The following is a 13440-nucleotide window of genomic DNA, read 5'->3' as shown; positions in this document are numbered from 1 at the left end:
CCGCTACGCATGCTGGCTGCTGACGGAGACGGTCTCGCCCGTCATGTACGACGAGTAGTCCGAGGCCAGGAACACGATCACGTTGGCCACCTCCCAGGGCTCCGCGTACCGCCCGAAGGCCTCGCGCGCGGTGAGTTCGGCCAGCAGTTCGGGTGTCGTCACCTTCACCAGGTGCGGGTGCATGGCGAGGCTCGGGGAGACCGCGTTGACCCGCACCCCGTACTCGGCGGCCTCGATCGCCGCGCACCGGGTCAGCGCCATCACGCCCGCCTTGGCCGCCGCGTAGTGCGCCTGCCCGGCCTGGGCGCGCCAGCCGACGACGGAGGCGTTGTTGACGATCACGCCACCACCGGTCCCGCGCATCGCGCGCAGGGCCGCCCGGGTGCACCGGAAGGTGCCGTTCAACGTCACGTCCAGCACCCTCGACCACTGTTCGTCGGCCATGTCGACGAGGTCCGAAGTGCCGCCCAGGCCCGCGTTGTTGACGACGACGTCGAGGCGTCCGTGCGCGGCGACGGCCGCGTCGAACAGCGCCTGCACCTGGGCCTCGTCGGTGACATCGCACGGCAGCGCGGCGACCGACTCGGCGCCGAACTCCCCGGCCAGCTCGGCCTCGTACTCCTTGAGCCGCCGCGTGTGCGCGTCGCTGATCAGCACGCGGGCGCCCTCCTGGAGGAAGCGGCGCGCGGTCGCCCCGCCGATCCCCGCGCCGGCGGCGGCGGTGACGACGGCGGTGCGTCCCTTCAGCAGCCCGTGCCCGGGGACGTATGCCGGACTCTCGACGCCTGTCATACGGCCACGCTAACCTACCAAACACTTGTTAGGGAAGGATTCCCGGGGAGGAACCGCCGTCGATGGACCTCGACTTCACACCCGGCCAGGAGGCGTTCCGCGCCGAGGCCCGCGCCTGGCTGCACGCGCATGTGCCGGCCGTCCCCCTCCCCTCCCTGGAAACTGCCGACGGCTTCGCCGCGCACCGCGCCTGGGAGGCCCAACTCGCCGCGGACCGCTGGTCGGTGGTGTCGTGGCCCGAGGAGTACGGCGGCCGGGGCGTGGACATCGTGCGGTGGCTGGTCTTCGAGGAGGAGTACTACGCGGCGGGCGCGCCGGGCCGGGTCGGTCAGAACGGCATCAACCTGCTCGCCCCGACCCTCTTCGACCACGGCACGCGGGAGCAACGCGCGCGCGTGCTGCCGTCGATGGCGACCGGCCAAGTGGTGTGGGCGCAGGCGTGGTCGGAGCCGGAGGCGGGTTCGGACCTGGCGTCGCTGACCTCGCGGGCGGTGCGCACGGGCGGGGGCTGGCTGCTGAGCGGGCAGAAGACGTGGTCGTCGCGGGCGGCCTTCGCGGACCGCGCGTACGGCCTGTTCCGCAGCGAGCCGGACACCCCGAAGCCCCATCAGGGCCTGACCTACCTGATGTTCGACCTGCGCGCGCCCGGCGTCACGGTCCGCCCGGTCGGCCGCCTCGACGGGAAGCCGGCCTTCGCGGAGCTGTTCCTGGACGAGGTGTTCGTGCCCGACGAGGACGTGATCGGCGAGCCGGGCCAGGGCTGGCGGGTCGCCATGTCGACCGCGGGCAACGAACGCGGTCTCACCCTCCGCTCCCCCGGCCGCTTCCTCGCCTCCGCCGACCGCCTCCTCAACCTCTGGCGGACGCACGGCAGTTCACCCATCGCAAGGGACCGGGTGGCCGACGCCGTGATCGGCGCCCGCGCCTACCAGCTCTTCACCTACGCCAACGCCTCCCGCTTCCTCGACGGCGAGTCCATCGGCCCGGAGTCCAGCCTGAACAAGGTCTTCTGGTCCGAGTACGACATCGCCCTGCACGAAACAGCCCTCGAACTGCTCGGCGAGGAGGGCGAGTTGGCGGACACGGAGTGGGCCGAGGGCTACGTCTTCTCCCTCGCGGGACCCATCTACGCCGGTACGAACGAGATCCAGCGCGACATCATCGCCGAGTGCCTGCTCGGCCTGCCGAAGGGCCGCCGCTGATGCGCTTCCTCCTCGACCCCGAACAGCGGGCGTTCGCCGACTCGTTGAACGCGATGCTGACGGCCGCGGACACCCCGGCGGTCGTACGGTCCTGGAGTCGCGGCGACCATGCGAGCGGGCGCGCGCTGTGGCGCCGTGTCGCGCAGGCGGGGGTGTTCGCGCTGGCGGTGCCGGAGGCGTACGAGGGGCTGGGCGCGCACCCGGTCGAACTCGCGGTGGCGTTCGTGGAGTTGGGGCGGCACGCGGTACCGGGCCCGCTGGTGGAGACGGTCGCTGCGGCGGCGCTGCTGACCGAACCCGGGCCCGCGAAACGCCTGTTGCCCGCGCTGGCGTCGGGCGAGGCGATGGCCACGGCGGCGCCGGCGGGGTCGTACGCACTGGACGGTGATGTGGCGACGACCCGGCTGGCCTGGGACGCCGACGGTCTGCGGCTGGCCCCCGGGCACGGGCCGGTACGTGCGTCCCTGGACCCGGCGCGCCGCCTCACCGCCCTCCTCCCGGGCGGCGAACTCCTCAGCCCCGACCCGCCCGTGGCCCACGCCGTCACCTGGGCCCGGCTCGCCACCGCCGCCCAGGCTCTCGGTGTCGGCCTCGCGCTGCTCGACAGGACGGTCGCGTACGTGAAGCAGCGCACCCAATTCGGCGTCCCCATAGGCTCGTTCCAGGTCGTGAAGCACCAACTGGCCGACGCGAAGATCGCGTTGGAGTTCGCGCGCCCGCTGCTCTTCGGCGCCGCGCTCACCATGACGGAGTCGGACGTGGCCGCCGCGAAGGTCACGGCGTGCGAGGCGGCGTACGCGACGGCCCGTACGGCGCTTCAGCTGCACGGGGCGATCGGCTACACGGCGGAGTACGACCTGTCGCTGTGGTTGACCAAGGCCCGTGCCCTGCGCGCGAGTTGGGGCGACCCGGGTGAGTGCCGGGCCGCCGTGCTCGACGGCTTCAGTGGTGGTGGTCGCCGCTCGTGAGTTCCTTGTACTCCTCCGCCGTCGGCTTCGGGATGTGGGTCTCGGGACCGAACATCGCCTTGGCGAGCCGGGCCCGTACCCGCTGTCCGCCCTTGACCTGCCGCTGCACGCCGTTCGCGTCGACGAGCGGGCCGATCTCGTAGGGCGGCTCCTGCTCGTGCTGGGTGAGCCGGAACAGCTGGTCCTGGGTGAGGGGTTCGTGGACCTCGACGTACTCGCCGTGCGGCAGCATCTTGATGAGGCCCGACTCGCGGCCGTGCAGCACGGTGTCCCGGTCCCGCCGCTGGAGTCCCATGCAGACCCGCTTGGTGACGAGGAAGGCGACGACCGGCAGCACGAAGAACGAGATGCGCACGAACCAAGTGATCGCGTTGATCGACAGGTTGAGATGGGTGGCCACCACGTCGTTGCCGCCGCCGATCAGCAGCACGCCGTACAGACTCAGCCAGGCCACCCCTAGTCCGGTGCGCACGGGCATGTTGCGCGGGCGGTCCAGGATGTGGTGTTCGCGTTTGTCGCCGGTGATCCACGCCTCGATGAACGGGTAGGCGCCGATGGCGGCGAGGATCAGCGGGAAGAGCGTGAAGGGGATGAAGACGCCCAACTCCAGTGTGTGGCCCCAGGCGTCGATCTCCCATCCCGGCATCACCCGGATCAGTCCCTCGGAGAAGCCGAGATACCAGTCGGGTTGGGCACCGGTCGTCACCAGGTCCGGCCGGTACGGTCCGAACGCCCACACGGGGTTGATGCTGGCGATCCCGCCCATGAGGGCGAGCACCCCGAAGACGAGGAAGAAGAAGCCGCCCGCCTTGGCCATGTAGACGGGCAGGAAGGGCATGCCGACCACGCTCTTCTGGTCCCGTCCGGCGCCGGGGTACTGCGTGTGCTTGTGGTAGAAGACCAGGATCAGATGCGCGACCACCAGGCCCAGCATGATCCCCGGCAGCAGCAGCACATGGATCGGGAAGAGCCGCGAGATGATGTCGTGACCCGGGAACTCCCCGCCGAACAGGAACATCGACATGTACGTCCCGACGATCGGCACCGACAGGATCGCGCCGTCCGCGAAGCGGATGCCGGTGCCGGACAACAGGTCGTCGGGGAGCGAGTAGCCGGTCAGGCCTGTCATGATGCCGAGGAACAACAGGGTCCAGCCGAACACCCAGTTGAGCTCGCGCGGCTTGCGGTAGGCGCCGGTGAAGAACACCCGCATCATGTGGATGAGCATGCCGGCGATGAAGACGACCGCCGCCCAGTGGTGGATCTGCCGGATCAGCAGGCCGCCGCGCACCTCGAAGCTGATGTCGAGCGTGGACTCGAACGCGCGGGTCATCGGGATGCCGTTCAACGGCGTGTAGGAGCCGTGGTAGATGACCTCGACACCGCTCGGTTCGAAGAACAGGGTGAGGTAGACACCGGTGAGGATCAGGATGATGAAGCTGTAGAGGCAGATCTCGCCCAGCATGAAGGACCAGTGGTCCGGGAAGACCTTGCGCATATTGGCCTTGGCCAGCGCGTACAGCCCGAGCCGTCCGTCCGCCCAGTCGGCGAGCTTCTCCCCCTTGCCGGGTTCGCCCGGCCGCCCGCCGCCCACCGTGCCGTTCACCGATCGTGCGCCGTCCATACGTTCGCCGCCCTCCCCGTCCGGATCACCCCACAGGGTGTCACGGGGGCCCGGCTAAGCCAACGGTGCGTCAGCGGGCAATGACGGCCCGATCACGGCGGCACGACCCCGCGCGTGCAGCTCACCTTCCTCATCGCCCAACTGCACGGCGTCGTAAGGCCCGAGGGTCAGCCCGGCCACCTCGGCGGTCCCGTCGAGCGCCACCACCAGGGCGCCCGTGCCCACCCGCAGCCGCCCCCGCACGACGGCCACCGTGGGGGTCGTAGAACCGGCGCTCCTGCGCCACATGACGTTGAGGTTGACGACCGGGCCGTCCAGCAACCGGCAGTCGGTCGGTACGTCGCCTCTGAAGTCCCGTGGAACGTAACGGGTGTTGACGAGCTGCCGTGCGCCGTCGACGGTGAGGTCCATGCCGGCGCCCTCGACGAGGGCCAGGGTCCGGTCCACGTCGGGGAAGGCGGAGAACGGCCCGTCCGCCCCGACCTCGGCCAGACTCACCCGCCACACGAAGTCGTCCATGCCCGAGCCCTCGGGCCAGGCGGCGATCTCGCGGGTGACACCGCCACCGTTCTTCCAGGGCACGGCGGTTCGCGCGGAGGCGGGCAGGAGGCGGGTCACTGGACGATCCCCCGCTCCCGTGCGGCGGACAGCCACTGCGGGAACTCGCCCACGAGTCGGTCGTACAGCTCCGCGTCGGACATCCGCAGCGGATCCGAACCGGCGTGGAAGAAGCCCGCGTTGTCGACCGCCCGCTTCTGCGGCACCGCCAACTCGTCCAGTTTGCGCAGGAATTCGAACTGCTTGCTCTTCGCGTCGCCGAACCCGACGAACTGCCAGAACATCGGCAGCTTCGCGGCCTTGCACACATAGCGTTCCGCGGCGAGCTTGTTGATCGGGCCGCCGTCGGTCTGGAAGACGACGAGCGCGGGCTCCTTGGAGCCGCTGTCGAGATAGTGGTCGATGACGGCGTCCATGGCCAGGTGGTAGCTCGTCTTGCCCATGTGCCCGAGCCCGGCCACGATGCGGTCGATCCGCCCCTGATGGCTGTCGAGGGCGATGTCCGTGACGGCGTCGACGTCGGTCGAGAAGAAGACAACGGGCACGGTCCCGTCGTCGTCCAGGTGCGCGGACAGGCCCAACACCCGGTCGGCGAGGGCCTGCACGCTGCCGTCCTTGTAGTACGGCTTCATGGAGCCCGAGTAGTCGACCACCAGATAGACGGCCGCGCGCTGCCCGTCCAGCCCGTGCTTGCGGAGCGAGACCCCGGCGCTCTTGTACAGGCTGACCAGCGCGGGCGCGGTCTCCTCGACCTTGCTGAGCGAGATCGCGGCCACAGGGGCTCCCTTCGGATCACGGCGAAAGGACCGAGATTACGCCACGGAGGTCTGGCGAGCCCATTGTCCCCCCAACCCCCGGAATAAGGGACGTAACCGCCCCTACTCTGGCCCCATGAAACGCGCCGGCGTCCTGATCCTCGCCGCCGTACCCGTCGTCCTCGCCGCGACGGCCTACGGCTCCTCGCCCACCGCCCACGACGACCCGCGGCCCGTGCCCCCGTCGGCCACGACGCAGGGGAGAGCAGCCGTGGGCCTGGCCGCGCCGGCCATGAAGAACCTCGCACAGGAGCTGGTGGCCAGCGCCGAGAACTCGACGCTCGACTGGCGCAGCGCGTACGGATATGTGCAGGACATCGGCGACGGACAGGGCTACACCGCGGGCGTCATCGGCTTCTGCACCGGCACCCACGACCTGCTCGTCCTCGTCGAGACCTACACCGCCGCCCACCCCGGCAACGGCCTCGCCCGCTATCTCCCCGCCCTGCGCAGGGTCGACGGCACGGACTCCCACCAGGGCCTGGACCCCGGCTTCCCGGCCGCCTGGCGCGCCGAGGCGAAGGTCCCCGCCTTCCAGGCGGCACAGGACGCGGAACGCGACCGCATCTACTTCGACCCGGCGGTCAGCACCGCCAAGCGCGACGGCCTGGGCCCGCTCGGCCAGTTCATCTACTACGACGCGATGGTCTTCCACGGCCCGGGCACGGACGGCTTCTACGGCATCCGGGCACGGGCGAAGCAGCGCGCCAAGCCGCCCGCCGAAGGAGGCTCCGAGAGGGCCTACTTGGGCACCTTCCTCGACATCCGGCGCGCCACCATGCAGGCCAAGCATCCCGGCATCGACACCTCCCGCGTCGACACGGCGCAGCGGAAGTTCCTGGACGAGGGGAACCTCGAACTGCGGACGCCGCTGGTGTGGAAGGTGTACGGGGAGACGTACAAGGTGCCGTAGAAGAGGGGGACTTGGTCCCGGACATGCGGCGGCGCCTGCCGGGTCCGGTCGGGGACAGGGCAAGCGCCGTCGGGGGGTCTGGGGGTCTCCCCCCAGATGACCCGCCCGTACGCCTTTGTACGGGACGTCTTGTGATGAACCGTCAGGCCATGAACCGCAAGCCCGCGAACCGTCAGACCATCAGCGAGCGGTCCGTCGGCCGGATCGGCGCCGGCAGTTCGCTGGCGCCGGTCAGGAAGCGGTCGACGCCACGGGCGGCCGAGCGGCCCTCCGCGATCGCCCACACGATGAGGGACTGGCCGCGGCCCGCGTCACCGGCGACGAACACGCCGGGGACGTTGGTCTGGAAGTCGGCGTCGCGGGCGATGTTGCCGCGCTCGTCGAGACCCAGGGCGAACTGGTCGACGAGACCGTTCTCGCGGTCGGTGCCGGTGAACCCCATGGCCAGCGTGACCAGTTGGGCGGGGATCTTGCGCTCCGTGCCCGGCTTCTGGGTCAGCTTGCCGTCTACGAACGCGACCTCGACGAGGTGCAGCCACTGGACGTTGCCGTCCTCGTCGCCCTCGAAGTGGGTGGTGTTGACGGAGTAGACCCGCTCACCGCCCTCCTCGTGCGCGGACGTCACCTTGTAGAGCATCGGGAAGGTCGGCCAGGGCTGCGCGACCGCGTTCCGCTCATCGCCGGGGCGGGGCATGATCTCCAACTGCGTGACGGAGGCCGCGCCTTGACGGTGCGCCGTACCCACGCAGTCCGCGCCGGTGTCGCCGCCGCCGATCACCACGACGTGCTTGCCCTCGGCCGAGACCGGGGCGGTGACGTAGTCACCCTCCTGGACCTTGTTCGACAGGGGCAGGTACTCCATCGCCTGGTACACGCCCTTCAACTCCCGCCCGGGGACGGGGAGATCACGGGCGGTGGTGGCACCGGCGGCGATGACGACCGCGTCGTAGCGCTTGCGCAGGTCGGTGGCCTTGAGGTCGACGCCGATCTCGATGCCGGTGCGGAAGCGGGTGCCCTCCGCGCGCATCTGCTCTATGCGGCGGTTGATGTGCCGCTTCTCCATCTTGAACTCGGGGATGCCGTACCGGAGAAGGCCCCCGATGCGGTCCGCGCGCTCGTAGACGGCGACGGTGTGGCCGGCCCGTGTGAGCTGCTGGGCGGCGGCGAGGCCCGCCGGGCCCGAGCCGACGACCGCGACGGTCTTGCCGGAGAGGCGCTCCGGGGCCTGCGGGGCGACGTCGCCCGTCTCCCAGGCCTTGTCGATGATGGAGACCTCGACGTTCTTGATGGTGACCGGCGGCTGGTTGATGCCCAGCACGCACGCCGACTCGCAGGGAGCCGGGCACAACCGCCCGGTGAACTCGGGGAAGTTGTTGGTGGCGTGGAGGCGCTCGGAGGCGGCCGTCCAGTCCTCGCGGTAGGCGTAGTCGTTCCACTCGGGGATCAGGTTCCCCAGCGGACAGCCGTTGTGACAGAACGGGATACCGCAGTCCATGCACCGGCTCGCCTGCTTGCCGATGATCGGCAGCAGCGAACCGGGGACGTAGACCTCGTTCCAGTCCTTCAGACGAACGTCTACGGGACGGGACTTGGCGACCTCGCGCCCGTGGTTCAGAAAGCCCTTCGGGTCAGCCATTGATCGCCGCCTCCATCATCTTCTCGGTGATCTCGGTCTCGGAGAGACCCGCTCGCTCGGCGGCGTCCTTGGCGGCGAGCACTGCCTTGTAGGCGCTGGGGATGATCTTGCTGAAGCGGTCCACGGACACGGCCCACTCGGCGAGCAGCTTCTCGGCGACCGTGGAAGCGGTCTCCTCGGCGTGGCGGCGCACCACGTCGTGCAGCCACTGCTTGTCGGCGTCGTCCAACTCCTCGACGGCGCCCGCGTTTCCGACGTTCACGTTGTCGGGGTTCAGGTCGATGACGTAGGCGATGCCGCCGGACATGCCCGCCGCGAAGTTGCGGCCGGTCTCGCCCAGGACGACCGCCCGGCCGCCGGTCATGTACTCGCAGCCGTGGTCGCCCACACCCTCGGAGACCACCGTGGCACCGGAGTTGCGGACACAGAACCGCTCGCCCGTACGGCCGCGCAGGAACAGCTCGCCACCGGTCGCACCGTAGGCGATGGTGTTGCCCGCGATGGTGGAGAACTCGGCGAGGTGGTCGGCGCCCCGGTCGGGACGGACGATCACCCGGCCGCCCGAAAGGCCCTTGCCGACATAGTCGTTGGCGTCGCCCTCCAGGCGCAGCGTGACACCGCGCGGGAGGAAGGCACCGAAGGACTGGCCCGCGCTGCCCGTGAAGGTGATGTCGATGGTGTCGTCGGGCAGACCCGCCCCGCCGAACTTCTTCGTCACCTCGTGGCCGAGCATCGTGCCGACCGTGCGGTTGATGTTGCGGATCGCGACCTGGGCGCGGACCGGCTGGGCGTCGGTGGCGCTGGACGCGGCCAGCGCGTCGGCGGCGAGCTTGATCAGCTCGTTGTCGAGCGCCTTCTCCAGGCCGTGGTCCTGCTGGACGACCTGGTGGAGGGCGGCGCCGTCCGGGAGTTCGGGCACGTAGAACAGCGGGGCCAGGTCCAGGCCCTGCGCCTTCCAGTGGTCCACCGCGCGCTCGACGTCGAGCGTGCCGGCCTGACCGACGGCCTCCTCGATGGTGCGGAAGCCCAGCTCGGCGAGGATCTCGCGGACCTCTTCGGCGATGAACTGGAAGAAGTTCACGACGTATTCGGCCTTGCCGGCGAACCGGTCGCGGAGCACCGGGTTCTGCGTGGCGATGCCGACCGGGCAGGTGTCCAGGTGGCAGACGCGCATCATGACGCAGCCGGAGACGACGAGCGGCGCGGTCGCGAAACCGAACTCCTCGGCGCCCAGCAGTGCGGCGATGACGACGTCACGGCCGGTCTTGAGCTGGCCGTCCGTCTGGACCACGATCCGGTCCCTCAGGCCATTCAAAAGGAGCGTCTGCTGGGTCTCGGCGAGGCCCAACTCCCAAGGTCCACCGGCGTGCTTGAGCGACGTCAGCGGGGACGCGCCCGTACCGCCGTCGTGGCCGGAGATGAGCACGACGTCCGCGTGCGCCTTGGACACACCCGCGGCGACCGTGCCGACGCCGACCTCCGAGACCAGCTTGACGTGAATCCGCGCCTGCGGGTTCGCGTTCTTCAGGTCGTGGATCAGCTGGGCGAGGTCCTCGATGGAGTAGATGTCGTGGTGCGGCGGCGGGGAGATCAGACCGACACCGGGGGTCGAGTGACGTGTCTTCGCGACCCACGGGTAGACCTTGTGGCCGGGCAGCTGGCCGCCCTCGCCGGGCTTGGCGCCCTGGGCCATCTTGATCTGGATGTCGTCCGCGTTGACCAGGTACTCGGAGGTGACGCCGAAGCGGCCGGAGGCGACCTGCTTGATGGCGCTGCGCCGGGCCGGGTCGTAGAGCCGGTCCGCGTCTTCGCCGCCCTCACCGGTGTTGGACTTGGCGCCCAGCTGGTTCATGGCGATGGCGAGCGTCTCGTGCGCCTCCAGGGAGATGGAGCCGTACGACATGGCGCCGGTGGAGAAGCGCTTGACGATCTCGGAGACGGGCTCGACCTCGTCGATGGAGATCGACGGCCGGTGCGACTTGAAGCCGAACAGACCGCGCAGGGTCATCAGCCGCTCGGACTGCTCGTTCACGCGGTCCGTGTACTTCTTGAAGATGTCGTACCGGTTGGTGCGCGTCGAGTGCTGGAGGCGGAAGACCGTCTCCGGGTCGAACAGGTGCGGCTCGCCCTCGCGGCGCCACTGGTACTCGCCGCCTATGTCGAGGGCGCGGTGCGCGGGCGCGATGCCGCTGGCCGGGTACGCCTTCGCGTGCCGGGCGGCGACCTCCTTGGCGATGACGTCGATGCCGACGCCGCCGATCTTGGTGGCCGTACCGCTGAAGTAGCTGTTGACGAACTGCTCGTCCAGGCCGACCGCTTCGAAGACCTGGGCGCCCCGGTAGGAGGCGACCGTCGAGATGCCCATCTTGGACATGACCTTGAGGACGCCCTTGCCGAGCGCGTAGATCAGGTTGCGGATGGCCTGCTCGGCCTCGATGTCGGTGAGGAACGTGCCCGCGCGGACGAGGTCCTCGACGGACTCCATCGCCAGGTACGGGTTGACGGCCGCGGCGCCGAAGCCGATGAGCAGCGCGACGTGGTGGACCTCGCGGACGTCACCGGCCTCCACCAGCAGGCCCACCTGGGTGCGCTGCTTGGTGCGGATGAGGTGGTGGTGGACGGCGGCGGTGAGCAGCAGCGACGGGATCGGCGCGTGCTCGGCGTCGGAGTGCCGGTCCGAGAGGACGATCAGCCGGGCGCCGTTCTCGATGGCCGCGTCGGCCTCGGTACAGATCTCCGCGAGGCGGGCCGCGAGGGCGTCACCGCCGCCGGAGACCCGGTACAGGCCGGAGAGGGTCGCGGCCTTCATGCCGGGCATGTCGCCGTCGGCGTTGATGTGGATGAGCTTGGCCAGCTCGTCGTTGTCGATCACCGGGAAGGGCAGGGTGACGCTACGACAGGACGCGGCCGTCGGCTCCAGCAGGTTGCTCGCGGGGCCGAGGGACGAGCGCAGGGAGGTCACGAGCTCTTCCCTGATCGCGTCCAGCGGCGGGTTGGTGACCTGCGCGAACAGCTGCGTGAAGTAGTCGAAGAGCAGCCGGGGGCGCGCGGAGAGCGCGGCGATCGGCGAGTCGGTGCCCATCGAACCGATGGGCTCCGCACCGGCCTTGGCCATCGGCGCGAGGATGACGCGCAGCTCCTCCTCGGTGTAGCCGAAGGTCTGCTGGCGGCGGGTGACCGAGGCGTGCGTGTGCACGATGTGCTCACGCTCGGGCAGGTCGGACAGCTCGATCTCACCGGCTTCGAGCCAGTCGGCGTACGGCTTCTCGGCGGCGAGGCCGGCCTTGATCTCGTCGTCCTCGATGATGCGGTGCTCGGCGGTGTCCACGAGGAACATGCGGCCGGGCTGCAGGCGGCCCTTGCGGACGACCTTCGCGGGGTCGATGTCGAGGACACCGACCTCGGAGCCGAGGACGACGAGGCCCTCGTCGGTGACCCAGTAGCGGCCGGGGCGCAGGCCGTTGCGGTCGAGGACCGCGCCGACCTGGGTGCCGTCGGTGAAGGTGACGCAGGCCGGGCCGTCCCAGGGTTCCATCATCGTGGAGTGGAACTGGTAGAAGGCGCGGCGGGCCGGGTCCATGGAGTCGTGGTTCTCCCACGCCTCCGGGATCATCATCAGCACGGAGTGCGGCAGCGACCGTCCACCGAGGTGAAGGAGCTCCAGCACCTCGTCGAAGGACGCGGAGTCGGACGCCTCGGGCGTACAGATCGGGAAGATCCGGTCGATCTTCTCCTGGTCTCCGAACAGATCGGAGGCGATCTGGGACTCGCGGGCCGCCATCCAGTTGCGGTTGCCCTTGACCGTGTTGATCTCGCCGTTGTGCGCGACGAAGCGGTACGGGTGGGCGAGCGGCCACGACGGGAAGGTGTTCGTGGAGAACCGGGAGTGCACGAGCGCGATCGCGGAGGCGAAGCGGCGGTCGGACAGGTCCGGGAAGAAGGGCTCCAGCTGACCCGTGGTGAGCATGCCCTTGTAGACGATGGTCCGCGCGGACAGCGACGGGAAGTAGACGCCGGCCTCGCGCTCGGCGCGCTTGCGCAGCGCGAAGGCCTTGCGGTCGAGTTCGATGCCCTGGGTCTGCCCGTCGCTCACGAAGACCTGACGGAACAGGGGCATGGTCGAACGGGCCGTAGCGCCCAGCAGTTCGGGGGCGGTCGGGACCTCGCGCCAGCCCAGGACCGTGAGGCCCTCTTCGGCGGCGATCGTCTCGATCTGTGAGACGGTCGCGTCGGCGCCGTCCTGGGGCAGGAAGGCGATGCCGACCGCGTATCCACCGGCGGCGGGCAGGTCGAATCCGGCCACCTCGCGGAGGAAGGCGTCCGGCACCTGGGACAGGATGCCCGCGCCGTCTCCCGAGTCGGGCTCGGCACCGGTCGCACCGCGGTGCTCCAGGTTGCGCAGCACCGTGAGCGCCTGCTCGACCAGCGCGTGGCTCGCCTCGCCGGTGAGGGTGGCCACGAAGCCGACGCCACAGGCGTCGTGCTCGTTGCGGGGGTCGTACATACCCTGCGCGGCAGGGCGAGCATCCATGAAGGACCACTTCTGGCCATTCGTGGTGTGCTGGGACGGCTGGCGCGGCGTACGCATCGGCTCTCCCGTCGTCGTCGTGGCATATGCGTGTGCGTAGGGACGACGTTGGCCCTCTGCGAGTTAGCGCAAAATTTCGTGCAGGTTACATGATGGAACGGTTCTCGGGAACCGGATACTCCGTTCCAACATGCGGACGCCATGGGGTCACGGCGGTGCACCGCGCCAGGCGGTGAATTCCAAGGGGACCAAGGCGGACAGATCGGTGTCCACCGGTCCGGGGCAGAGGGAGCGTCGTCGCCCATCCCGCGGGTGCGCCGCAGGCGTCGTTGCCCACAGCGCTTACGGCTCATGCCCAGTGGTTAAGCGTTCGAAACCAGCGAGTAACGGCTACTTATGCGGCT

The 13440-nt window shown here is 69.8% G+C and carries 9 protein-coding genes; 3 read left to right on the top strand and 6 right to left on the bottom strand.

Going from position 1 to position 13440, the window contains the following annotated elements; genetic code table 11:
- Positions 1 to 3: 3 nt before the first annotated feature.
- On the bottom strand, positions 4 to 792 hold the full coding sequence (locus tag ACIQBL_RS25700; RefSeq protein ID WP_401945268.1) for an SDR family oxidoreductase: 789 nt from the start codon (positions 790 to 792) through the stop codon (positions 4 to 6).
- 62 nt (positions 793 to 854) lie between these two features.
- Between ACIQBL_RS25700 and ACIQBL_RS25695 the strand changes: the two genes are divergently transcribed.
- Both ACIQBL_RS25695 and ACIQBL_RS25690 read left to right on the top strand, forming a co-directional pair.
- Complete coding sequence (locus ACIQBL_RS25695; protein WP_401945267.1) at positions 855 to 1994, top strand: acyl-CoA dehydrogenase family protein; 1140 nt, start codon at positions 855 to 857, stop codon at positions 1992 to 1994.
- A complete protein-coding gene (locus ACIQBL_RS25690) occupies positions 1994 to 2962 on the top strand; it encodes an acyl-CoA dehydrogenase family protein (protein WP_401945775.1) in 969 nt (322 codons plus the stop codon). Before ACIQBL_RS25695 ends, ACIQBL_RS25690 begins: the two co-directional genes overlap by 1 nt.
- Here the strand turns inward: ACIQBL_RS25690 and ACIQBL_RS25685 are convergent.
- Genes ACIQBL_RS25685 through ACIQBL_RS25675 form a run of 3 tightly spaced genes read right to left on the bottom strand, consistent with a single transcriptional unit; the run spans position 2937 to position 5920 of the window.
- Positions 2937 to 4586, bottom strand: coding sequence for a cytochrome bc complex cytochrome b subunit (locus tag ACIQBL_RS25685; RefSeq protein ID WP_401945266.1), 1650 nt, complete (start codon positions 4584 to 4586; stop codon positions 2937 to 2939). The two genes, ACIQBL_RS25690 and ACIQBL_RS25685, sit on opposite strands and share 26 nt — an antisense overlap.
- 54 nt (positions 4587 to 4640) lie before the next feature.
- Positions 4641 to 5204: a HutD family protein gene (locus ACIQBL_RS25680; RefSeq protein WP_401945265.1), complete on the bottom strand. Its 564-nt coding sequence runs from the start codon at positions 5202 to 5204 to the stop codon at positions 4641 to 4643.
- Positions 5201 to 5920: a vWA domain-containing protein gene (locus ACIQBL_RS25675; protein WP_401945264.1), complete on the bottom strand. Its 720-nt coding sequence runs from the start codon at positions 5918 to 5920 to the stop codon at positions 5201 to 5203. The genes ACIQBL_RS25680 and ACIQBL_RS25675 overlap by 4 nt, the downstream gene beginning before the upstream one ends.
- Before the next feature lie 115 nt (positions 5921 to 6035).
- Here ACIQBL_RS25675 and ACIQBL_RS25670 point away from each other — a divergent pair, with 115 nt between their 5' ends.
- Complete coding sequence (locus ACIQBL_RS25670) at positions 6036 to 6872, top strand: chitosanase (RefSeq protein WP_401945263.1); 837 nt, start codon at positions 6036 to 6038, stop codon at positions 6870 to 6872.
- Positions 6873 to 7044: 172 nt separating this feature from the next.
- Here ACIQBL_RS25670 and ACIQBL_RS25665 read toward each other — a convergent pair whose 3' ends face one another.
- A complete protein-coding gene (locus ACIQBL_RS25665) occupies positions 7045 to 8508 on the bottom strand; it encodes a glutamate synthase subunit beta (protein WP_401945262.1) in 1464 nt (487 codons plus the stop codon).
- The gene (gene gltB, locus ACIQBL_RS25660) at positions 8501 to 13096 is read right to left on the bottom strand and encodes a glutamate synthase large subunit (RefSeq protein ID WP_401945261.1); all 4596 of its coding nucleotides are present in this window, start codon (positions 13094 to 13096) and stop codon (positions 8501 to 8503) included. Before gltB ends, ACIQBL_RS25665 begins: the two co-directional genes overlap by 8 nt.
- Positions 13097 to 13440: the final 344 nt, after the last annotated feature.

It is taken from the genome of Streptomyces sp. NPDC088350, assembly GCF_044753545.1.
Classification (GTDB): Bacteria; Actinomycetota; Actinomycetes; order Streptomycetales; family Streptomycetaceae; genus Streptomyces.
This window is presented reverse-complemented; position numbering and strand designations above follow the sequence as displayed.

What these genes read in the sequence shown, in the direction of transcription:
- ACIQBL_RS25700 (WP_401945268.1), bottom strand. Translation starts at nt 792, where the DNA reads ATGACAGGCGTCGAGAGTCCGGCATACGTCCCCGGGCACGGGCTGCTG.
- ACIQBL_RS25695 (WP_401945267.1), top strand. Translation starts at nt 855, where the DNA reads ATGGACCTCGACTTCACACCCGGCCAGGAGGCGTTCCGCGCCGAGGCC.
- ACIQBL_RS25690 (WP_401945775.1), top strand. Translation starts at nt 1,994, where the DNA reads ATGCGCTTCCTCCTCGACCCCGAACAGCGGGCGTTCGCCGACTCGTTG.
- ACIQBL_RS25685 (WP_401945266.1), bottom strand. Translation starts at nt 4,586, where the DNA reads ATGGACGGCGCACGATCGGTGAACGGCACGGTGGGCGGCGGGCGGCCG.
- ACIQBL_RS25670 (WP_401945263.1), top strand. Translation starts at nt 6,036, where the DNA reads ATGAAACGCGCCGGCGTCCTGATCCTCGCCGCCGTACCCGTCGTCCTC.
- ACIQBL_RS25665 (WP_401945262.1), bottom strand. Translation starts at nt 8,508, where the DNA reads ATGGCTGACCCGAAGGGCTTTCTGAACCACGGGCGCGAGGTCGCCAAG.
- gltB (WP_401945261.1), bottom strand. Translation starts at nt 13,096, where the DNA reads ATGCGTACGCCGCGCCAGCCGTCCCAGCACACCACGAATGGCCAGAAG.